The sequence below is a fragment of the Roseimicrobium gellanilyticum genome (assembly GCF_003315205.1).
Taxonomy (GTDB): domain Bacteria; phylum Verrucomicrobiota; class Verrucomicrobiia; order Verrucomicrobiales; family Verrucomicrobiaceae; genus Roseimicrobium; species Roseimicrobium gellanilyticum.
This window is the reverse complement of sequence record NZ_QNRR01000008.1, coordinates 296,440-316,456: the sequence shown is the minus strand read 5'-3', so window position 1 is coordinate 316,456 and position 20,017 is coordinate 296,440. Positions and strand designations below refer to the sequence as shown.

17 protein-coding genes are annotated in these 20,017 nt (G+C 59.8%); 10 read left to right on the top strand and 7 right to left on the bottom strand.

Going from position 1 to position 20,017, the window contains the following annotated elements:
* The first annotated feature begins 111 nt into the window (after window positions 1-111).
* Entirely contained in the window at window positions 112-702 is a 591-nt protein-coding gene (locus DES53_RS21645; protein ID WP_113960400.1) for a hypothetical protein, read from the top strand.
* Between the two features lie 35 nt (window positions 703-737).
* On the opposite strand, the gene DES53_RS21640 is transcribed toward DES53_RS21645, so the two are convergent.
* A complete protein-coding gene (locus DES53_RS21640; protein WP_170157289.1) occupies window positions 738-1,358 on the bottom strand; it encodes an MBL fold metallo-hydrolase in 621 nt (206 codons plus the stop codon).
* A gap of 122 nt (window positions 1,359-1,480) precedes the next feature.
* Here DES53_RS21640 and DES53_RS21635 point away from each other — a divergent pair, with 122 nt between their 5' ends.
* A complete protein-coding gene (locus DES53_RS21635; protein ID WP_113960398.1) occupies window positions 1,481-3,889 on the top strand; it encodes a carboxy terminal-processing peptidase in 2,409 nt (802 codons plus the stop codon).
* Window positions 3,890-4,141: 252 nt separating this feature from the next.
* Entirely contained in the window at window positions 4,142-4,618 is a 477-nt protein-coding gene (locus tag DES53_RS21630) for a GxxExxY protein (RefSeq protein WP_113960397.1), read from the top strand.
* A gap of 127 nt (window positions 4,619-4,745) precedes the next feature.
* On the opposite strand, the gene DES53_RS21625 is transcribed toward DES53_RS21630, so the two are convergent.
* Window positions 4,746-5,426: a 7-carboxy-7-deazaguanine synthase QueE gene (locus DES53_RS21625; RefSeq protein WP_245958231.1), complete on the bottom strand. Its 681-nt coding sequence runs from the start codon at window positions 5,424-5,426 to the stop codon at window positions 4,746-4,748.
* Window positions 5,427-5,804: 378 nt separating this feature from the next.
* Here DES53_RS21625 and DES53_RS21620 point away from each other — a divergent pair, with 378 nt between their 5' ends.
* Both DES53_RS21620 and DES53_RS21615 read left to right on the top strand, forming a co-directional pair.
* Entirely contained in the window at window positions 5,805-6,317 is a 513-nt protein-coding gene (locus DES53_RS21620; protein WP_245958230.1) for an NlpC/P60 family protein, read from the top strand.
* A 375-nt stretch (window positions 6,318-6,692) separates the two neighbouring features.
* Window positions 6,693-7,460, top strand: coding sequence for an AraC family transcriptional regulator (locus DES53_RS21615; protein ID WP_245958229.1), 768 nt, complete (start codon window positions 6,693-6,695; stop codon window positions 7,458-7,460).
* 148 nt (window positions 7,461-7,608) lie between these two features.
* On the opposite strand, the gene DES53_RS21610 is transcribed toward DES53_RS21615, so the two are convergent.
* Both DES53_RS21610 and DES53_RS21605 read right to left on the bottom strand, forming a co-directional pair.
* Window positions 7,609-8,046 carry a hypothetical protein gene (locus DES53_RS21610; protein WP_147263537.1) on the bottom strand — a complete coding sequence of 146 codons (438 nt, stop codon included), beginning with the start codon at window positions 8,044-8,046 and terminating at the stop codon, window positions 7,609-7,611.
* A gap of 71 nt (window positions 8,047-8,117) precedes the next feature.
* Window positions 8,118-9,071, bottom strand: coding sequence for a hypothetical protein (locus DES53_RS21605; RefSeq protein WP_147263536.1), 954 nt, complete (start codon window positions 9,069-9,071; stop codon window positions 8,118-8,120).
* Between the two features lie 164 nt (window positions 9,072-9,235).
* Between DES53_RS21605 and DES53_RS21600 the strand changes: the two genes are divergently transcribed.
* The 4 genes from DES53_RS21600 (at window position 9,236) to DES53_RS21585 (ending at window position 15,640) form a co-directional block, all read left to right on the top strand.
* Window positions 9,236-9,613, top strand: a complete 378-nt coding sequence (locus DES53_RS21600; RefSeq protein WP_113960393.1) for a hypothetical protein — start codon at window positions 9,236-9,238, stop codon at window positions 9,611-9,613.
* Between the two features lie 281 nt (window positions 9,614-9,894).
* Window positions 9,895-13,221, top strand: coding sequence for a DUF4838 domain-containing protein (locus DES53_RS21595; protein ID WP_170157288.1), 3,327 nt, complete (start codon window positions 9,895-9,897; stop codon window positions 13,219-13,221).
* A 241-nt stretch (window positions 13,222-13,462) separates the two neighbouring features.
* Window positions 13,463-15,019 (top strand): Fic family protein, encoded by a 1,557-nt coding sequence (locus DES53_RS21590; RefSeq protein ID WP_170157287.1) that lies wholly within the window; start codon window positions 13,463-13,465, stop codon window positions 15,017-15,019.
* Between the two features lie 108 nt (window positions 15,020-15,127).
* The gene (locus tag DES53_RS21585; protein WP_113960390.1) at window positions 15,128-15,640 is read left to right on the top strand and encodes a hypothetical protein; all 513 of its coding nucleotides are present in this window, start codon (window positions 15,128-15,130) and stop codon (window positions 15,638-15,640) included.
* Window positions 15,641-16,019: 379 nt separating this feature from the next.
* Here the strand turns inward: DES53_RS21585 and DES53_RS21580 are convergent, their stop codons facing one another.
* The 3 genes from DES53_RS21580 to DES53_RS21570 are packed head-to-tail and all read right to left on the bottom strand — an operon-like array spanning window position 16,020 to window position 18,234.
* The gene (locus tag DES53_RS21580; RefSeq protein WP_113960389.1) at window positions 16,020-16,628 is read right to left on the bottom strand and encodes an FMN-dependent NADH-azoreductase; all 609 of its coding nucleotides are present in this window, start codon (window positions 16,626-16,628) and stop codon (window positions 16,020-16,022) included.
* Window positions 16,625-17,866 (bottom strand): RNA polymerase sigma factor, encoded by a 1,242-nt coding sequence (locus DES53_RS21575; RefSeq protein WP_113960388.1) that lies wholly within the window; start codon window positions 17,864-17,866, stop codon window positions 16,625-16,627. The genes DES53_RS21580 and DES53_RS21575 overlap by 4 nt, the downstream gene beginning before the upstream one ends.
* On the bottom strand, window positions 17,866-18,234 hold the full coding sequence (locus tag DES53_RS21570) for a YciI family protein (protein ID WP_113960387.1): 369 nt from the start codon (window positions 18,232-18,234) through the stop codon (window positions 17,866-17,868). The genes DES53_RS21575 and DES53_RS21570 overlap by 1 nt, the downstream gene beginning before the upstream one ends.
* A 263-nt stretch (window positions 18,235-18,497) precedes the next feature.
* Here DES53_RS21570 and DES53_RS21565 point away from each other — a divergent pair, with 263 nt between their 5' ends.
* Window positions 18,498-20,000, top strand: a complete 1,503-nt coding sequence (locus DES53_RS21565; RefSeq protein ID WP_113960386.1) for an FAD-binding oxidoreductase — start codon at window positions 18,498-18,500, stop codon at window positions 19,998-20,000.
* The last annotated feature ends 17 nt before the right edge of the window (window positions 20,001-20,017 follow it).

Below are 20,017 nucleotides of genomic sequence, written 5' to 3'. Positions count from 1 at the left end.
CCAGCTCGCGGAATGAAGCAGCTCTCGTATTGATTTCTCCACAGGGGGGTATCATGATGGCCGCCGCCGCTGACCCACCGCGCGCGCCTCGCGCTCCCCTCACTCCCCCGCATGAAAAAGCTACTGGCCCTGGCACTCATTGCCTTCGTCATCTGGAACGCCTACCGCGTCCGCGGCGGGGAGGACTATCTCCTCCCTGAGCCGGGAAAGATCTATTACTACACGGTCACCCTGACTGCCAAAAGCGGCACGATCCTGGAAACTGAAGCCTCGTTCAGCAATGATGGCCTCGTGGATATCGACGACAAAGAATTCTACAAATTCGTCCTGAATGTCGACAACATTCCCGCCCTGAACAAGAAGGTCTTCTACTCCCGCATCGCAAAGGACGGCATCTACAGCCGCACCAGCAGCAAGGTGCGCATCCCCGAGTTCATGGATCTGCCGCTTCCTCCCGTGGTGGGCCACAAGTGGACTTATGAGGTGGAAGGCCAGCCCTATGACGCCGAGATTCTCGCCTCCGAATCCGTGGCCACACCGGACAGATCGTACCGGGGCTGTGTGAAGGTGGTCGCCCGAGGCGGCCCGGGCGGGCAGTTCCGGGAATCCACCACCTACTATGCACCCCGTGTGGGCATGGTGAAGCAGACCGTGGAATTCCTGGACGGGACCATGGAGTTTGTCCTGAAGAAGAACAACTGAGGCCTCCCAGGAGTCTCCGTCCCCGTCTTCCAGTTCTAGCCTTCCAGGTACGGATTTCCCTCCCGTTCCTCGCCGATAGTGGTCTCCTCCATGTGTCCCGGCAATACCCGGGTGTCATCCGGGAGGACGAGCAAGTGCTTCTGGATGCCCGCCAGCAATATTTCCAGGTTTCCGCCGGGGAAATCCGTACGGCCAATGCTGCCGGCGAAAAGGACATCCCCACCGAAGACCAGCTTCTCAGTCTCGCTGTAGAAGGTCACGCTGTCCGCCGAGTGCCCGGGGATGTGAGCCAGCTTCCACGTGAGTCCGCCGACTTCAATCGCGTCGCGTCCTTCCAGCACTTCGTCCACCGCATACTCCGCGACCGCGAAACTGGTGCCGCTCACGAACCCCATGAGGAACTCCAGGGTGAGTTCCCGCGAAAACGGCGCGAAGGCCCAGACTTTGGCTCCATGCTCCCGCTGGACAGCGGCGGCATCCTGGACGTGGTCGAAGTGCTGATGGGTCAGCAAAAGGTGGGAGACCTTCACCCCCTGACGCCGCAGCCAGTCAGCCACGCCATCCGGTGCATCCACCAGGAACGAATCCGTAGGCGTGTTCACCAAATAGCCATTGGTCTGGGCGATGCCGCCAGTGTAGGTCGAGATGCGTAGCATGGCACGGATTAGCGGGGAAAGAGGTGGACTTTTCAAACTAGAAAAGCGACAATCCTTCGAATTACCCCGGCTCGACCGGCGTATCATCTCTGACTGTGTCACGAAACACCCCTGTGCTTACTATGCGCAAAGCCTCATCGCTCTTTTCGACGGTGGCCCTGCTGACCGTTTTGGCTGCCGCTCCCACTCCTTCCCGCGCGGAGACCAATTTCGGCCAAGTGGCCATGCATGTAGCCTACATGCTGCAAAATCATCACCTCTCCCATCAGGAATTTGATGAGACCGTCTCCAAGAAGCTGCTGGAAGCCTACCTGAACTTCCTGGACTACAGCCATATTTACTTCACCCAGGAGGATGTGGACAAGTTCCGCTCCGACTACTCCGGTACCCTCGACAAGCACATCCACACCCGGAACATCAGCCCGGCGCTGGACATCTACTACCGCTACGAGGAGCGCGTGAAGGAGCGTGTGGCCTTTGCCAAGAAGGCGCTGGAGACCAAGAAATTCACCTTCGATTCCAGCCGTGTCATCGATGTAAAGCGCGAGAAGGCCCCCTGGCCGAAGGACGTGGCCGCCGCGGATGCCCTGTGGGTGGACCTGATTGAGGGTGACCTCCTTGCGGAACGCCTCTCCGACCGAGCCCGTGAGGATGCCCAGAAGCGCAAAGCCGAAGAAAAGGCCAAGGAAAAGGCCGCCAAGCCTGAGGGCGACAAGTCCGCCGCGGCTGAAGCTGCCCCGCCCAAGACCGAGAAGGTGGAAGAAGCGCCGAAGACCGCCAAGGGCGAGCCCGTGAAAAAGGCTGCCCCTGCCAAAGGCAAGGACGAGCCCGAAGAGACTCCCGAGCAGCGCGTGCTGAAGCGCTACGAGCGCCTGCTGGAGCAGCTCGCCGAGAACGAACAGGAAGACATTGTGAACTACTTCCTCTCCTGCCTCGCCGGCAGCTATGACCCGCACACGGAGTACATGAGCCAGCAGGAGACCGACAACTTCAAGATCACCATGCAGCACTCGCTGGTGGGCATCGGCGCCCTCCTGAGCAGCAAGGACAACCTGGCCGAAATCCAGGGCATCGTGGTGGGCGGCCCGGCGGACAAGCAGGGTGAGCTGAAGATTGGCGACCGCATCCTGGCCGTGGGTCAGGGAGATGGCACCGGCAGCAACAGCGACTGGGTGGACATCAAGTACATGAAGCTGCAGAAGATTGTGGAAATGATTCGCGGCAAGGACGGCACCGTCGTGCGCCTGAAGGTGAACCCCGCCGGCTCCGAGGACCCCTCCAACACCCACACCATCTCCATCGTCCGTGGTGAAGTGGAGCTGAAGGAAAAGCTGGCCAACGCGGAGCTCATCCAGACGCCCCCGGTCGATGGCAAGTCCAGCAAGCTGGGCTGGATCAACCTTTCCGCCTTCTATGCCGACATGGAAGAAGGCACCGTGAGCTGCACGGCTGACGTCCAGCGCCTGCTGAAGCGCCTCATGGCCGAGAAGATTGAAGGCCTCGTGGTTGACCTGCGCGGCAACGGCGGTGGTTCCCTTGAGGAAGCCATCAAGCTGACCGGTCTCTTTGTTCCGAAGGGCCCTGTGGTGCAGGCCAAGGACTGGAGGGACAACGTCACCTGGCGCGACTGCGAGAACGAGCGCGCCGTGTATGAAGGACCTCTCGTGGTGCTCACGGACAAGGCCAGCGCCAGCGCCAGCGAGATCTTCGCCGCTGCCCTGCAGGACTACCGCCGTGCGGTGGTCATTGGTGAGAAGTCCACCTTCGGCAAAGGCACGGTGCAGACCATCCTGCCGGTGGAGCGCTACATGCCCTTCTTCAGCGACAAGAGCCGCGCGGGCGCCTTGAAGGTGACCATCCAGAAGTTCTACCGCATCGCCGGTGGCTCCACGCAGCTCAAGGGTGTGATTCCCGACGTGCAGCTCCCCTCCCTCCGTGACGTGATGGAAATCGGCGAAGACTCGCTCCCGAACGCTCTGCCGTATGACACCATCCCGGCCCGTACCTTCACCTACGCCACGAAGACCCCGCTGCCGCTGAACGAGATCCGCAGCCGCGTGGAGACCCGCATCGCCGCAAACCCTGAGTTCCAGTACGTGGTGGAAGACACCACCCGCCTGAAGGAACGCATTGACCGCAACACCATCAGCCTGAACGAGAAGGAACGCCAGAAAGAGCTCGACGAGACCCGCGCCCGCAGCGAGACCCGCAAGACGGAACGCAAGGCTCGTGTGGAAGATCTGGCCAAGACCGCCAAGGCGGGCTTTGACCAGTATCGCCTGACCTTGGACAACGTGGACAAGCCGGACCTCGTGAAGGAGTCCAACTTCACCAAGGAACAGGCCACCGGCATGCGTGTGGCCGAGAGCGAAGACGATGAAGACGGCGTGGGCGATCTGAAGCAGTTCCCCTATGGCATGGACCCGGCGAAGCTGGAAACCCTGCACGTCCTGCGTGACCTCATCCAACTCTCCGGCCGCCCCGCCCAAACGGCGAACACGAGCGACGCGCGGAAGGCGAATGGGTCGTAAGAATCCTGCGAGACGACAAACTTACTAACGACAAAGGGCAGGCTGTAGAAGGCCTGCCCTTTGTTGGTTTTCTGGTGCCGGAGAAAGTGGCCAACTGCGGGAGAGGTGGTGTGGTCACCTGCATGGGATTCAACGCAGAGACACAGAGACGCAGAGGGAACTTCGGAGACTGAACGCACCAGGGTTCTTCAATGATTTGGTCATTGAGGCATCGAAAGTGGCCTTGATTGCGAGATGGCTTGCTTTTGTGTCATGGCTTCCCATTGTCTGTGGCCTGGTGACGTGACGTACCACCAATCAAAACTCAATATACTCTCTGGCCACATCATCGGCGCAGCCATTGAAGTACATCGTGAACTGGGACCAGGGCTGTTGGAGTCCGTCTACGAAGTTTGCCTGGTAGAAGAACTGCGAAACCGCAGACTCGATGTAAAGAATCGACTTGCTCTACCGGTGTTGTACAAGGGGCGTGCACTCGATAAGGAACTCGTGGTCGATATCATAGTCGAGAACACTGTCATTCTAGAACTGAAAGCAGTGGAAGGAGTGCTTCCAGTCCATCAGGCTCAATTGTTGTCCTACCTCAGACTTACGAACAAGCCTCTGGGACTACTACTAAACTTCCATGTCAGCATCATGACCAAGGGCATCACTCGGATCGTCAACGATCGGTCCGACGTCATTGAAGATGCTGCCGAGAATCTCGGTCGCAACCGTTCAAGAGGCTAGCCACCACCTTCCGTTCCTACCAACCGAGCACCTCAGCACTCAGTCTCCGAAGTTCCCTCTGCGTCTCTGTGTCTCTGCGTTGAATCCCATGCAGGTGACCACGCCCACATTCCCCCGGTGTTCCACCTCACGTCCCCCTCGTATTCCCATACAGATCCACGTGGATCCGGGGGCAATAACGCCACCCGCGCTGCTTGCACCACTCCACCACTTGCAGGGCGGACTCGTGCAAGCCTTGCACGGTCTTTCCCTCGGGCATGAGAAGCACATTCTCCGGCGGCGTCTCCACTCCGGCCCCGGCAATCATCTGCTCCACCTCGGCGCAATCCGCCTCACTGCCCACCACAAACTTGAGCTGGTGCTCATAGGCCTGGCACCACGCACGCACGACCTCCGGCTGCCAGCGCGTCTTCTCATGTCGATCGTGCCACGCCTGACCCGCCTGCGCCACACTCGGCGTGGAGTGATGCAGCTTCGGACTCAGTGAAGCCAGGTCACACGGCACCCCTTCCGGGGCAATCGTCCCCGCCGTCTCAATCGTGATGTGCTTCCCCGCATCCTTCAGCGCCTTCAGCAACTCCGGCATGCCCTTGGCAATCATCGGCTCCCCGCCCGTCACCACGACGAATCGGGTGGGATGCTTCTCCACCTCCGCAAGGATCTCCGCCACACTCATTTCCTCCCCCTCAGGATTCCAGGAAGCATAGGGTGTATCACACCAGTGACAGCGCAGATTGCAACCTGAGGTGCGGATGAAGACGGACGGTACGCCGGCCAGTCTCCCCTCCCCCTGTACGGAAAAGAACATCTCAGAAATGCGCATTGCGATTGGTGGGCGCCTTGGACAGCAACGGTACGTGTGCGGCTAAGGCGCGGACTTGATGGTCTATGGTTGATAGTTGATAGCCTGAAGGAAGTGAACGGGATGCTGGCCGCTGAGTGCTGAGCATCCACGAAGCCCTCAGTCTCTGAGGTAGAACTGTGTCTCTGCGTTGAAGCCCATTCAGGTGACCACACCCACTACCCTCAGGCCATCAACTATCAACCATAGACCATCAACTTCCCCAAGATGCCGCAGCGATGACTTGCGCATCGCGGTCGAAGGGTTCAGGGAAGGCGCTCCCCCCGACTTCGAGTTCTGTCTGGCCAGACAGGGCCTATTCATTTAAGATATCTTAAACATCCCGTGTCTCGTCGCCTGCTACACTTCCTTCTCGCCTGCGCTCCGGCACTGCTGCTGGTGCACTGTTCCTCCGCGCCGAAGAACTACGCCTACCGCTACGTGGAGGGCAAGACCGCTGTGCTGGAGGGTCGCTATGCCCGCGCTCCCAAAGACGCGCCTGAAGCCGTGAAACGCGCCATCGCCGCAGGCAACCGGTTGATTGGCAAGCCCTACATCTACGGTGGCGGCCATCGCCGTGTGGAAGACGTGGGCTACGACTGCTCTGGCACGGCCTCCTACGTGCTGTACCATGCCGGGCTACTCTCGAGTCCCATCTCCAGCACCGAGTTCCGGAACTACGGCAAGTCCGGCGCTGGCAAATGGATTACCCTCTACCCGCGACGCGGCCATGTCTTCACGGTCATCGCGGGCCTGCGCCTCGACACCGGTTACAACGGCCAGGGCGAAGGTCCCCAATGGAGTACCCGCAGCCGCCCCACCAAAGGCGCCGTCCTGCGCCATCCGCCGGGACTGTGAACCGGCGCGTGTGCGTGCCGTGTAGCGGTGGGACGCCAGACGGCAGAACAGAAAGACGAACAGAGGTTGAGCCATCTGGCCTGACTACGGTGCTGGATCTTCCGAGCCAATGGCAAATCTCGACGCCACTCTTCCCTCACAAAGACAGCGTCGAACTATCGCAAAAGTCCCAGAGAACTGAGGTGCACGTTATTTGGTCAGCGAGCAACGCGGTATCGTTTCCCGATCAAGATTCGATCAGGTTGGGGATGAAGCACCCGCTGACCGAGGGCTTTTTCCAAGGCGTGGACGACGAGTTGCCTTGTTGCCTTGCGTTGTGAAAAATCTGCTCGCGAAGGAACTTCCGAGGTACGTAAGTGAAATTCTCGAATATCCATGCCCACAAGTCCCGAAGATGCCCTGGCAGAGCGTGAGCGCTTTTTGAAACAGCTCTCGCCGGACACGGCATTCTACCGGCTCTTTGACCACATGCCGGATGTGTCCTTTTTTGCCAAGGACCGGAGCTTCCAGTTCATCTGTGCCAGCCGCCGTTTCTACGAGCGATTCGGTTTTTCCGCCGAGGCAGAAATCCTTGGCAAGAACGACTTTGATCTCTTCCCTCCCCGGCTTGCGGAAAACTTCCGTCGCGATGACGAGCTCGTGATGAACAATGGCGAGCCGAAGTTGAACATCGTGGAGCTCTTCTTCACCCAGCAGGGCATTCCGGATTGGTTCGTGACGAACAAGCTCCCCTTGAAGGATCGCAAGGGAAGGGTCATTGGCGTGATGGGCACGGTGCAGAGCTATGAAGGGCGCAAGCAGCTCCTGCAGCCCTACCTCCAGCTCGACCGCGCCGTGACCTACATCCGCGAGCATTTCCGCACCGGTGTGACCGTGGCGGAGCTGGCGGAGATTGTGCACCTCTCACCACGCCAGCTTCACCGGAAGTTCGTGGAGACCTTTGGCAGCAGCCCACAGTCCTTCATCATGAAGCTCCGCATCCAGGCCGCGTGTGAAGCGCTCCAGAAAGAGAGCAGCCAGATTGGCGAAGTGGCCCGTGAGATGGGCTTCTGCGACCAGAGCTCGTTCACGCAGCAGTTCCAGAAGCATGTGGGTCTCACGCCGATGCGATACCAGCGGCAGTTCAGGCTGCGTGTAGGATGATGTGAGAAGTTGAAGCCGAAGTGGGAAGCAGCAAAGGGGGGGGACCGATTGTCCAACCGGTGGGAAATACTCCTCGATCCAGGCACCGGTGTTCAAAGCGCAACGATGTCGATGTTGATGAGGTTGCCGGGATAAGCATAATGCGTTTTCACGCTGCTCGTGGCACGGCGGTCGAGTTGTCTACGTCGGGGAATCCATCCCAACGCCATCGCGGGTCATCCAGACATCCCAAGGTGGAAAGCGCGTGATGCACGGCCAGAGCCAGCTCATAGATGTCTGCAGGGGCTGCCGATGGTTTGCCTCCGAACAAGCGCCCTATCAAACCCGGGCGATGCGTCGGGCTGATTTGCAGCATCCACAGACTCGGCTCCTCAATGGACGCCAGAGTCACCTCCAGGCACGCCTCACCACGATTGCACTCAGCAAACCATCCAGCGTCGCGCCAGTTTTCCATATCGCCGGGCCGCCACCCTGCTGCTTCCAATCTGGCAATCAGTCCCCGCATCAAGGACGCACCCGGCGGATGCTCGAACTCCAAGTCTTCAGAACTTGTCGCAATGAAACGAAGGTTTTGTGATTGAGGCATGAAGGAACGCGGCAGGATACATGTCACAGTTCCATTTGTCTGCAACCACAGAAGTACCTGCCGGAAAAGCTTCACTCCTTCTCCGCGCTCACTTTCACCTCCGTCCGCTCACTGAAGTCAGCGCTGGACATCACGCTCAAATCCACGCCGGTCAGCTTCTCTGTCTCCTCAAACCGGAACCGCGCGAGATGCTGGCTGGAATCTGAATCTGCCACCACATAAATCATCTCCGCTGCATAGCGTCCTGACGACCACACCTCGCATCTGAACTTTCCCTTCGTCTTCTTGATGAGTTCCTGGGCCAGCTTGATGGCTTCGTCTTTGTTTTTGGAGTGTCCCGCAATCAGATACACCGGCTGCTTCGCCAACTGATCCCGCACCTGCTTGGTCTTCCGCGGAGGAATGGAGACGAGGCGCTGCCCGTACTCCTCGGTGGAAACGCTGAGGTACAGGCAATTTTCATCCTCATAGACTTCATCCAATCTCCACTCCAAATCGGAGTTCCTATCCTCCAGGAAGCGTTCCTTGATCCAGCCGGCCCACGCGAGGTTCGTCGATCCCAACCACAGTCCCTTGGAGGGTTCAACTTCGAGTTGGACCACATTCTCAGCGCTCCATTTCCGTGCCTGGCTGGGGTAGCGCTCCAGCAGGTCGGCGAGCTTCACTTCACCGTCTTTTTCATTCAGCTTCCTGGTCGTCGCCTCGGGGGTGAAGGGGTCATCCTGCGTGGCATCGTTTGTGGTGGTGATGTCCAGCAGCAGCTTCGCCTGAACTTGCGCGCCCAGGGCCGCTTCCTGCTTGGGGTCGGACGGTTCCTTGGAGTACTCCACGAGGAAACGTTGTGTGCGATTTCCGTAGTACGTGCCGAGATTGTCGACCTCCGTCCTCAGGGTGATGTATCCCGTGGGATTGCTCCCCAGCAGCTTCTCCTCCACCGTCACGATTTGGCCAGGCGTCGCCAGGGCCAGCGTGGTGGATGCGATCAAGAAGATAACGACCGCCGGGATGAGGAAGGTTCTTGCCATGGCTGATGAGAACTCTCCGCGCTTCACCACCCATTTCAACGGGATTGCGACTTCATTGTGTTTACATTTCCGCGGCCCCCTCCAGCCCACGCTCGGCGCAGGGCACAGGGCACAGGTCGCTCTTTTGCATTCAGTCATGATTGCGCCTATCATGCCTGGTTCTGATGGCACCTTCTCCCACCACGCTAGCATGGCTCATCCTTGCGCTGCTTGTGCTGCCGGCCTGCTATCTCGCCCTCTGCTACCGCATGCATCGTACGGGCATCACGCGCCCACCGCATGTCCCGTATTTCTTCCTATTCGGCACTGTAGGTGGATGGCTGCTGGCATTGGCCTTATCACCATCCGGATGGACGGCCACGACCATTATCTCGCTGATCACACTGGCTCCCATGGCCCTGCTGACATCCGCCTGGTGGCTCCGGAGCAGGCGCACCCTCAGCATCTACCATCGCGCGGCGTTTTACGGCTGTGTGGGATACCCGGGAATTGTCAGTGCACTTCTGTGCGTGGGTACGCTGCTCCATATCTTCACACGCTGATCACTCCCGGGAGGTACGCTCCGAGGCCGGGCTTTCATGTCCTGCATCGCCGCCTTGAGAAGGTGGAACGTCAGCCCGTGCGGGCAAGCCATGGCGGACGCAGGTGTGCGAAGGGCCTCCGGCCTTCCCACCCATGGACCGATGTGCCCTGAGACGTGCCAGTGGCACAGTGCCACACCGCTTCACGAGGCAGCCGAAAAAACTGAAATGCGATCTGTCGCTGTCGCGTTACCACAGGGCATCTACCAGATCACGCGTACCTACGCCCGCTCCGCATGCTCATGAAACGCGCCCTCCTTTCCGCACTGCTTCTCGCCTCGGCATCGCTCGCGCCCTGCGCCACATCATCTGCCGCCACGCTCGTGGAGAATGGTCAGGCACGCTCGGAGATTGTCATCGCGGAGAATGCGCTGCGACCGGTGCGGCTCGCGGCGCAGGAGTTGCAGGATCATCTGAAGAAGATCACCGGGGCGCATGTACCCATTGTGACCTCACCTACGACGCAGTCGCAAACAACGAAGATTCTCGTCGGTCGCAGTACGCATACGGACAAGCTCAGAATTTTCACCGATGGCCTGAAGGATGGAGCGTACCGCATCGTGTCGGGTGATGGCTGGCTGGTGCTCATCGGTGGGGATACCGAGTTCACCCCCATCGCACCCTTTGCGAGGAGCAACGCGGAGATTGCCAGCGGGAAGTTGCAACGCGAGTGGGACGCCATCATGGGTGAGCTGTGGGGCGTGCCCCATGCCGGCCTGTACAAGAATCGCTTCCGCCTGCCTGGCACCACCGGTCTGCCGGATGCCATGCGCACCACCGCAAATGCGTCCAGCATTTCCGCCCTTGAGATGTGGGGCTTCGATGAACGTGGCTCCTACAATGCGGTGTGCGGCTACCTGATGGATCTGGGCGTCCGCTGGTATGCTCCAGGCGAGATAGGCGAGGTGATACCCGCCCTCAAGACACTGCCTCTCCCCAAGGTAGACAAGACCGTGATCCCAGACTTTCCCCTGCGCCGCTTCAACGTGCGCCTCGGTGTCTTTGGCGAGGACGTCGCGATGTGGGCCATGCGTCTGGGACTGCGTGATCCCTACGGCATCCAGGTGGCCCACGGCCTGGATGACATGACGCATCGCAAGGAGATCTTTGAGAAGTATCCGGAGTGGTTCGCACTCTATGGTGGCAAACGTCACACCGCACCAGACCAGCGGCTGAACCAGCTCTGCTACTCCAATGAGGAACTCTTCCAGCACACGGTGCGCTACGTCCGCGCCCAGCTCGACCACTACAAGCTGGAGGCCATTTCCGTGATGCCGCCGGATGGCTTCAGTGCGATGTGCCAGTGCGAGAAGTGCAAAGGGAAGGACACGCCGGAACGCGGCGGCCAGGGACTGCTCTCCGACTATGTGTGGGACTTCGTGAACCGCGTGGCAAAGGAGGTGCGCAAAACACATCCAGAAGGGAAAGTGATGAACTGTGCCTACGGCGCGTACACACTGCCTCCACTGAAGATTGCAAAGCTGGAGCCGAATGTGGTGGTCTCGATTGTAGGTGGCCGCCGCCCGGCAAACAATCGCTCTGAGGAGCAGGCAGAAATCAAGGCGCTGCGGGAGAGCTGGCTGCCGAAGACCGCGAACCCGCTCATCAATTTCGAGAACTATCCCCTGACCGAGCGCGGCTGGTACCTGCCCGCATACACGCCACATGTCATGGGGAACAGCATCAATGCGATCAAGGGTACCTTCCAGGGAGAGGATATCTGGCTGAGCATGCGCCAGGATTTCGAAAAGACCGACCCGGGCTTCAATCACTACCTGGTCTACTTCACCCAGCGCATGTACTGGGGAGGCCCGCAGCAGGATGTGGACGCCATGTTCCGCGAGTACGTACGGCTCTTCTACGGTCCAGCTGAGCAGGAAATGCTCGCCTTCTTCGACTACTGCGAAAAGAACTGGCAGGACATGGAACAGGACAAGACGAAGGCGGACCACGCGCTCGCACTCTTTGCCACGGCGAAGGCGAAAGCGGAGCCCGCTTCCATCTTCAGTCGCCGCCTGGGTATGGTGGATGCCTTCCTCAATGGCCTGCGCAACAAGAGCGAACAGCTCGGCAAGAAACGCGGCCCGGTACCGGTGTTCCGTCTCGTGGGTGAGGGTCGCGGAAAGATTGTCATCGACGGGAAACTCGATGATGAGCCGTGGGCAAAAGTATTCCCCTCCGCCACGTGTCGTCTCCGCGAGTTGCAGACAGGGAGACTGCCCACCTTCGGCACGACCGTGAAAGGCACGCTCATCGGCAATGATTTGTATCTCGCCTTCATCTGCGAGGAAGAGCCCGGAACGAAACCTCAAGTCGGAACCTCGAAGAAGGATGATGCGGCGCTGTGGTATGGGGATTGCGTGGAAGTCCTGCTGGAGACGAACTCCCACTCCTACTATCAGATCGCGGTGAGCCCCAGCGGAGCCGTGGTGGACCTCGACCGCAAGGCACCGCGAAATGCGTGGCTCGCCTGGGACTCCCAGGTGGAGGCAGCCACGAGCATGAGTGATGGCCAGTGGATCGTCGAGATGCGCATCCCGATCACGGAGGACAAGAGCGATCCGCTTCACCAGGTCATCGGCCAGAAACCTACACGGAGCTTGCCATGGTTTGTGAACTTCTGCCGCCAGCGCGTGCGGGAGGATGGACAGGAACACAGCGCATTTTCCCCCACAGGCGCAGACCACTTCCACAATCCGATGAAGTTCGCCCATTTCTACAATGGCAACAGCTTCCAGTTCGACGCCGCCGAGCCTGATGCGGATTTTCTCACGGCCATGCGGAAGGCCTCTGACCTCGACACGAACAAGACTCGCGAACAGGCGCTGGAGGCTTATCAAAAGGCGGCGGAAGGTGACACTACGCCACTGCAGAAATCCTATGCACTGGAGAATGCTGCCCAAGCCGCCAGCCAGTTGCGCAAGTACGATGTAGCTGACCAAATCACCGCCTCCATTCCCGTTGACGCCGTGAAGAAGTCCGTGCGTATGCGGCATCTTCTGAATCAGGCGAAAGCGCCGCAGGTCATTGCCGAATACGCCGGTGAGGACATCACGAAGTGGCCCTTCTGGAAGCGTGGTGACGGCTACCTCGCCCGCGGTCGTGCCCATGCCGTCACGAAACAGGCGAAGGAAGCCGAGTCCGATCTCAGCAACGCCCTGCAGTGGATTGCCGACAAGCGCGTCCGGGATGCCGCGCTCCTCATCCAGGGCCAGAACCGAGAGACGAACCTGAAGGATGCGGATGGCGCTCTCACATCCTATCACACCATCGTGGACGGCGTGGCGCAGATTGGCTCGTCAGATCAGTACGCCGCCCTGCATGGCATCGCCCGCATCCAGACGCAGCGCGGACAGTTTGATGATGCGCTGAAGACGCTCCGCATCATTCAACTCGAAAAAGCACCCGGCATTCTGCGCACCACCACCCAGCTTGCCATTGGTGATACGCAACTCGCCGCCGGCAGAAAGGTGGATGCCATGGCCACCTACCAATCCATCGCGAATGACGCAACCACCGAGCCCCGATTCAAGAAGGCAGCAGAAGAGAAGATGGCGGGAATGAAGTAAAGCATTCACACCATCACCGCGCGGACCAGACTTGAACCGCGCTTCAAATTTCCCCACGCGAGCCCATGGCCCTCGACGTGCGGGGATGATTGAGCCACACATGGGGGCAACCTCTGGCCACTCAGCCTCCGGCATTTCGCAGGTGGCAGGTGCGTTCCGGGATCCTCCAGGGTGCGCCATTCACACAGCAGGGAGGGAACACCTCTTCAGGTCCTTCCTCCATCTCAACCCCACGAATTTCATGCCCGAACTCAGCGAAACCCAAAAGGCGCTCCTCGAAACTGCGGAGTTCAACCTGAAGCTCAGCCAGGACATCCGGAACCTTCCCGAGCATACGCCCAAGAACTACGCAGACAAGTTCGGGTATACCTCCGCCCAGGTAGGCGTCCTGCTCGAGCATCGCGCGAAGCTGGAGGGCCTGCCACCCGATGGTACGCATGCGGCAAGGCTCGGTGCAGTCATTGCCAGATTGGAGCGGGACATCACCCATGACCTAGGCTCCCTGCGCAACCTTTCCGCCAACTCCGGCGCCCCGAATCCTGAGAAGATCGCACAGCTACTCCGGATTCAGGGCCTGGCGGATGGCTTCGCAGCCATGAATGTGATGCCCGAGTCGCGCGAAGCTGCGCTTGCCATCAAGGGCGAGCTGCAGTCAGAGATTTACACGAGACAGAGCCCGGGATTTGATGTGCTCGTCGTCCCACCGGAACATCGCGAGTATCAGGACAACCTCCAATCCGTGGAGAATGCGATCCGCTCGCGCCGGATGATGGGGCAATTCATCCGGGAGGACGCGACCGCCGTCCTCGCAAGGGAACCGGACGCTCACACACTGATGCAAGTGAGGGAGAAGACGGGCAAACTCCAAGCCCGTCACCAGTCGCTCCTGGAGAAGATGGGGCCGGAAGCCTTTCAGAGTGCCCAGGATGAAATCAACCGCATCCGCATGGGCAGCTCAGACACCATCCAGGGAAAGAGCGGTGGTGGGGAAAAGGCAGGCGGCGCCGACCAGGCCACACGCAACTGGCTTGAGGCATCCCAGCGCGCCACGGAGATAGCGCGCTCCGGCCAACCCATCACGCTCCAGCAGATTCAGGAGCTCAATCGCATCCTCAACCAGAACATGCCTGCGAATGATGGTGTGGCGGGTGAATTCCGCGCCAAGACGGAAACTGCCGGCGGCGGCTCGCAATACCCCTACCCCGAGCATGTGCCGCAGATGATGGAGGAGTTCACACGATGGTTTGAGGCCAACCAGCATCGCGATCCCATCGAGCTCGCAGGTCTCTCGTATCAGAAGCTGGTGAGCATCCATCCTTTTGACGATGCCAATGGCCGCACCTGCCGTCTGGTGGTGGACTCCATCCTGCAGAGCAAGGGATTGCCACCCGCATCCTACGAAGGCGGCGAGGTGAATCTCGCTGCCTTTGGCCAGCCCCAGGGCGGCAAGCCAAACGTCACGCCGGATCAGGCCATCCAGACAGTGGCCACTGCCGTGGAGCGCAGTGTGAACGTGATGCGCAAACACCGGCTCGGGCTTGATGAGGGACTGGAGGAGATGCCTCAACTGGAAGACCCTTCACGTTCGGTGTCCAGTTCTTCGCACTCACCACCGAGCCCATCACCATCATCGTCGTCATCGTCATCGTCATCGAGCTCTTCACTCTTATCATCGAGTCCCTCGGAAGAACAGAGACCATCTCGGAGCGTGCGTGACACCATCGGGTGGACTCGCGGCGGCGTCGACCGCCAGCAACAACCGTCGCACGGCATGGGCGGCCACCGTACGCATCAGTGACCGCATCCTGTCTTTTGCCTAGGCAGATCTTCAGGAGCACCGCTCACTCGGGTGGAAAATGAGCCGAGCCTCAGATGACTCAGCAGCTGGCAGACATCAAGGTCATGAATGCAGATTACCCACGACATGATCATCGGCGCCCGTCTGGTGCAGATTCACCAGACGTACTCGCTCAAGGATGGGCTCGACGTTCGTGAGCACTACTTCACCTGCGATCATGGGTTCTCCTTCTGCCTGCCTCTTGCCGGGCACGAATGGCTCACTGAGGATATTCCATCCGATGCTGAACTCATGCCGCACCGCCTCACGACTCCCTCGTTCCGTGTGAAGCGAGGCTGGTTCGGGCTGCAATGGTTTGTCCGGCAACCCGACGTCGAAGACGACACCGTCGACAGACTCACGAAGCCTCATATTGCACAAGTTCTTTGCGGGCCTTTCGATGAAGAGTTCGGCTACTATGAAAGCACTACCATCCTCATGTCTGATGGTCATCGCCTCTCCTGCACTCCGGTTGCTCCGCATGGGACCGGCGCTGCAGGACTCTACTATCATCCTCCGGATGTCAGGCACATCGAGCGCCTGACCGACTACTTTACCATTCCCATCGCAATTCGAGTGTGAGGCGTATTCTCGAGCATTTTGAATAAAGCTATAGCCAGCTCGAATTGAGCTATGGCAGCTCGTCCCGAAGGGACGCTGGATGGTAGCCGGTGGTGTAGGGAGCTTCAGCGACCGCAACCACCGGATCTACGCACCAAACGTTCTTGCGTCCCGGATGGGACGCCGGAAGAGTATTATAGACTCCCGGCACGAGGAAGAGACCATGGCAGCTTCTTCCGCCGTCCCATCCGGGACGGAGTAGCTTTGACATCCATGATCCGGTGGTTCCCGGCCTGCTTACATGCCTTCACCACCGGCTACCACCCAGCGTCCCTCCGGGACGAATACGCCTTTATTCTCCTCATCTAAGGCTACAGTTTTAATGAAAATGCTCTCGCTCTCACGTGCGCACATCATATGTCTCCACCACCTCCGCCACTCTCGCGCGGGCACGCTGGAGGGCGGATTGTTTCAGTTCCTCACCCAAGGCAGTTCCTTCGATGCGGATGGTCTCCACGTCCGTGATGCCGATGTAACCGAGGATGGTGCGCAGATATGGCTCCTGGTGATCCCTGGCTTTCGCAGGGCCTTCCGAATAAATCCAGCCGCTGCCCAGCACGAGGATGGCTTTCGTGTTCTTCAACAATCCTTCCGGACCATTGGCGGTCATCTGAAATGTGTGGCCTGCTCGCACGATGTGGTCGAACCACGCTTTGAGCGTGGAAGGAATGGTGAAGTTGTACATCGCCGCTTCTATCACGAGCAGGTCCGCGTCCTTCAATTCAGTGAGGTATTCACGCGAAGCGGCAAGCACCTCCGCTTCAGGAGTCCCCAGTGAAAACAAGAATTCCGGGCTGATGTGCGGCGGTGCATGCACCGTAAGATCACGCTGGATGAAGGAGGCCGCGGGCTGCGCGAGTTTGAGCTTTTCCACCAGAAGTCCACCGATTTCCCGACTGGTGGAGCTGTGGGTATTCACACTGGAGAGCAGATGGAGGACCTTGTTCATGTGGAGGGAAGATGTTCGGATCGATTGAAGAGGTGGGCGCGCAGGGCGGGGTCATCGGTGAGGCTCGCCGCGCGCGTGAAGGCTTTGCGAGCTTCTCCGGTTCGACCCAGCAGGTGCAGAAGGTGCCCGCGTGCAGCCCAGTAAGGCTGGTAGTCGGCCACGCGCTCGCGGGGCACGGCCTCCAGCGCGGCGAATCCCGACGCAGCATCGCCCGCTTGCGCCATGGCCACAGCACGCCCCACCTGAGAGCCGATGGTCGGCGCGATTTTCACGAGACCCTCATAGAGCAGCAGGATCTCTTTCCAATCAATGAGGCCACTCACCGCGCGGTCCGCATGGATGGACTGGATGGCGGCCTCCAGTTGATAACGTCCCACGCGCTTGCAGGTGGAGGCATATCTCAGGTGTTGCTCAGCTTCCTCCATCATCGCGCGTGACCATCGCCTGGCGTCCTGCTCATCCAGCGGCACGAAGACACCCTCATTGGTGAAGCGTGCCTCACGCCGCGCTTCACAGTGCAGCATCAGCGCGAGCAGGCCACGAGCCTCAGGCTCCGTGGGCATGAGCTGTACCAGCATGCGTCCCATGGCGATGGCCTCCTCCGTGAGTGCCTGGTGTGTGGTTCCACTTTCATTCAGGCTGTCCCATCCCGTGGTGTAGGCGGAGTAGATCGCATCCAGCACGAAGGACACACGCTCATCCCACTCGGGCGGCTCCGGCACGGTGAAGGGGATGCCGGCGGCGCGGATTTTGTTCTTCGCACGTACGAGACGCTGTCCCATGGCAGTGGGTGATACAAGGAAGGCAGAGGCGATGCGCGCCGCATCCACGCCCAGCACGGTCTGCAGCATGAGCGGTGTGCGCGCTGCCACATCAATGGCCGGGTGTGCACACACGAAGAGCAGCTTCAGCCGCTCGTCCGGGAACTCTTCTCGCGAAACCTCCGCTCGTTGTGCTTCCTCAGCCGCGAGCCGCAAGGTCTCCTCGAAGGCTTGCTTCACCTGTCGACGACGCGCGGTGTCGATAGTGCGATTGCGCGCAACGTGCAGCAGCCATGCCTCCGGCTTCTCCGGCACGCCATCGCTGGGCCAGTGCTGGAGTGCGGAGACGAAGGCCTCACTGAGCGCATCCTGCGCTCCTGCGACATCCCCCGAGCGTGCCGCGAGGTAGGCGACAAGCCGCCCGTATGAACCTCGCACCACACTCTCGATGGCCGCATGTGCCGCGGACTCACTCATCAGGAGTCCTTCTTTGCACTCGTGGAGAAGTGCCCACCCAGAAGGGGACGCACCTCGATGGAGGTAACAGCCGCCGCAGGATGACGGGCCGCCCACTCCAAAGCGACATCCAGGTCCGGCACATCAATGATACCAATCCCGGCGAGGTACTCCTTGGTCTCCGCATAGGGGCCGTCATGCACCTGCCGCTTCCCGTCGCGGACAGACACCGTGGTAGCCGTCAGCGGCCCCTCCAAGCCAGCCCCACCAACGAGAACACCTGCCGCTTGCAATGCCTCGCCATAGGCCCTGCCAGCTGCGATGGCTTCGGCGTCATTGCGTTTTTCGAAGTACTCCTTGGGATGATGAACGAGTAGTGCGTATTTCATGGGATGGGTGGCTGAATTGAGTTTGGCAGGGGGATTTTGCGATGTTTGACCGCAGGTGGGAATCCCGCTTTTCACCCCGATGACGAGTCAGGCGGAGACGTTTCGACATTTGGGTGAAAATTCTTTTCCAAGGCGGATAAGAAAACCTGCCACCGCTGTCCGGCCAGGGGACCTTGTTCCCTTGGCTTCTCTGCTGCTTTGCGATTTTCCCGGCCTCCCACACGCCCCTTGCCAGCCGGGCGGGACACGCTTTCATAAGCCGCATGATTTCTCCAAGGTGGTGCACTCCCGCGCTCGCGTTGACCTTCTTCACATTTGTGGAGGTGTGTCCTCCACTCCTGTCCCAACAGCTCTCCACCGATCCGGCGTCCCCACTCCTCCTCAATGACGTACACTCGCGTCTGAACGCCACCCCAGTGGCGGAGGTGCTGAAGCCCACAACTGCGGACGAGGTCATTGCCGCCGTGAAGCGGGCTAAGGAGGAGAAGAAGAACATCAGCATCTCCGGCGCGCGACACTCCATGGGTGGGCAGCAATGGGCGAAGGACTCGCTCCATCTGGACATGCGAGGGCTGAGCAAATTCATCTCGCTCGACGCGGAGCGCGGCCTCGCCCGTGCGGAGGCCGGCATCACCTGGCCCGCGCTCGTGGATGCCCTGGAGAAGGCACAAGTCGGCAAAGACCCCATCCTCAGCATCACCCAGAAGCAGACCGGTGCGGATGAACTCACCCTTGGTGGCGCCGTCTCCACGAATATCCATGGTCGTGGCCTGCTCTGGCGCCCCTTCATCCAGGACATCGAATCCATCACCCTCGTGGATGCAGAAGCAAAGGTGCGCAAGATCAGCCGCACCCAGGAGCCGGAACTGTTCGGCCTGGTGGTGGGAGGGTACGGGCTTTTCGGCGTGATCACAGAGGTTGAGATTCGCCTGCGCCCGCGTCTGAAGCTGGAGCGCGTGGTGGAGGTGATGCCCATCACGGGAGTCACGCAACGCATCGAAGAGCGCATTCGCGATGGCTTTGTGCTGGGCGACTTCCAGTTCTGCCCGGATGAGAAGTCCGACAACTTCCTGATGGAGGGCGTCTTCTCCTGCTACAAGCCCTCCGCACCAGACACGGCCATGCCCGTGTCCCAGCTTTCACTCAACCCGGAACGCTGGCGCAACCTCATCGTGAAGGCGCACACGGACAAGGCGGCAGCATGGAACGACTACACCACCTACTACAAGAAGACCTCCGGCCAGCACTACTATCTGGACCGCGCGCAATTCAATCACTACGACGTGGACTATGAAGAGCGCATGCAGGCCGCTACGAAGGATGTGCCTGCAGGCTCCCTCATGATTCTAGAAGTGTACGTACAACGTCCGCTGCTGGAGGACTTCATGGCTGCCAACGCCGAGGACTTCCGCAAACACAACACCAACGTCATCTACGGCACCGTGCGCTTCATCAAGCGCGATGGCGAAAGCTTCCTCCCCTGGGCCAAGGATGACTACGCCTGCATCGTCTTCAACCTGCGCGTGACGCACACCCCCGAAGGCGTGGAGAAAGCCAAAGGCGAATTCCGCCGCCTCATCGACCGTGCCCAAGCCCGCGGAGGCAACTTCTTCCTCACCTACCACCGCTGGGCCACGAAGGAGCAAATGCTGAAGGGCTATCCCCAGTTTCCGCAGTTCCTGAAGCTGAAGAAGCACTATGACCCAGAGGAACGGTTCCAGAGTGAGTGGTATCGTTATTGGAAGGGGGAGTTCAATAAAGAGTAACCAGTAGATCAGTATTC

What these genes read in the sequence shown, in the direction of transcription:
- DES53_RS21645 (WP_113960400.1), top strand. Translation starts at nt 112, where the DNA reads ATGAAAAAGCTACTGGCCCTGGCACTCATTGCCTTCGTCATCTGGAAC.
- DES53_RS21640 (WP_170157289.1), bottom strand. Translation starts at nt 1,358, where the DNA reads ATGCTACGCATCTCGACCTACACTGGCGGCATCGCCCAGACCAATGGC.
- DES53_RS21635 (WP_113960398.1), top strand. Translation starts at nt 1,481, where the DNA reads ATGCGCAAAGCCTCATCGCTCTTTTCGACGGTGGCCCTGCTGACCGTT.
- DES53_RS21630 (WP_113960397.1), top strand. Translation starts at nt 4,142, where the DNA reads ATGGCTTCCCATTGTCTGTGGCCTGGTGACGTGACGTACCACCAATCA.
- DES53_RS21625 (WP_245958231.1), bottom strand. Translation starts at nt 5,426, where the DNA reads ATGTTCTTTTCCGTACAGGGGGAGGGGAGACTGGCCGGCGTACCGTCC.
- DES53_RS21615 (WP_245958229.1), top strand. Translation starts at nt 6,693, where the DNA reads ATGCCCACAAGTCCCGAAGATGCCCTGGCAGAGCGTGAGCGCTTTTTG.
- DES53_RS21610 (WP_147263537.1), bottom strand. Translation starts at nt 8,046, where the DNA reads ATGCCTCAATCACAAAACCTTCGTTTCATTGCGACAAGTTCTGAAGAC.
- DES53_RS21605 (WP_147263536.1), bottom strand. Translation starts at nt 9,071, where the DNA reads ATGGCAAGAACCTTCCTCATCCCGGCGGTCGTTATCTTCTTGATCGCA.
- DES53_RS21600 (WP_113960393.1), top strand. Translation starts at nt 9,236, where the DNA reads ATGGCACCTTCTCCCACCACGCTAGCATGGCTCATCCTTGCGCTGCTT.
- DES53_RS21595 (WP_170157288.1), top strand. Translation starts at nt 9,895, where the DNA reads ATGAAACGCGCCCTCCTTTCCGCACTGCTTCTCGCCTCGGCATCGCTC.
- DES53_RS21590 (WP_170157287.1), top strand. Translation starts at nt 13,463, where the DNA reads ATGCCCGAACTCAGCGAAACCCAAAAGGCGCTCCTCGAAACTGCGGAG.
- DES53_RS21585 (WP_113960390.1), top strand. Translation starts at nt 15,128, where the DNA reads ATGCAGATTACCCACGACATGATCATCGGCGCCCGTCTGGTGCAGATT.
- DES53_RS21580 (WP_113960389.1), bottom strand. Translation starts at nt 16,628, where the DNA reads ATGAACAAGGTCCTCCATCTGCTCTCCAGTGTGAATACCCACAGCTCC.
- DES53_RS21575 (WP_113960388.1), bottom strand. Translation starts at nt 17,866, where the DNA reads ATGAGTGAGTCCGCGGCACATGCGGCCATCGAGAGTGTGGTGCGAGGT.
- DES53_RS21570 (WP_113960387.1), bottom strand. Translation starts at nt 18,234, where the DNA reads ATGAAATACGCACTACTCGTTCATCATCCCAAGGAGTACTTCGAAAAA.
- DES53_RS21565 (WP_113960386.1), top strand. Translation starts at nt 18,498, where the DNA reads ATGATTTCTCCAAGGTGGTGCACTCCCGCGCTCGCGTTGACCTTCTTC.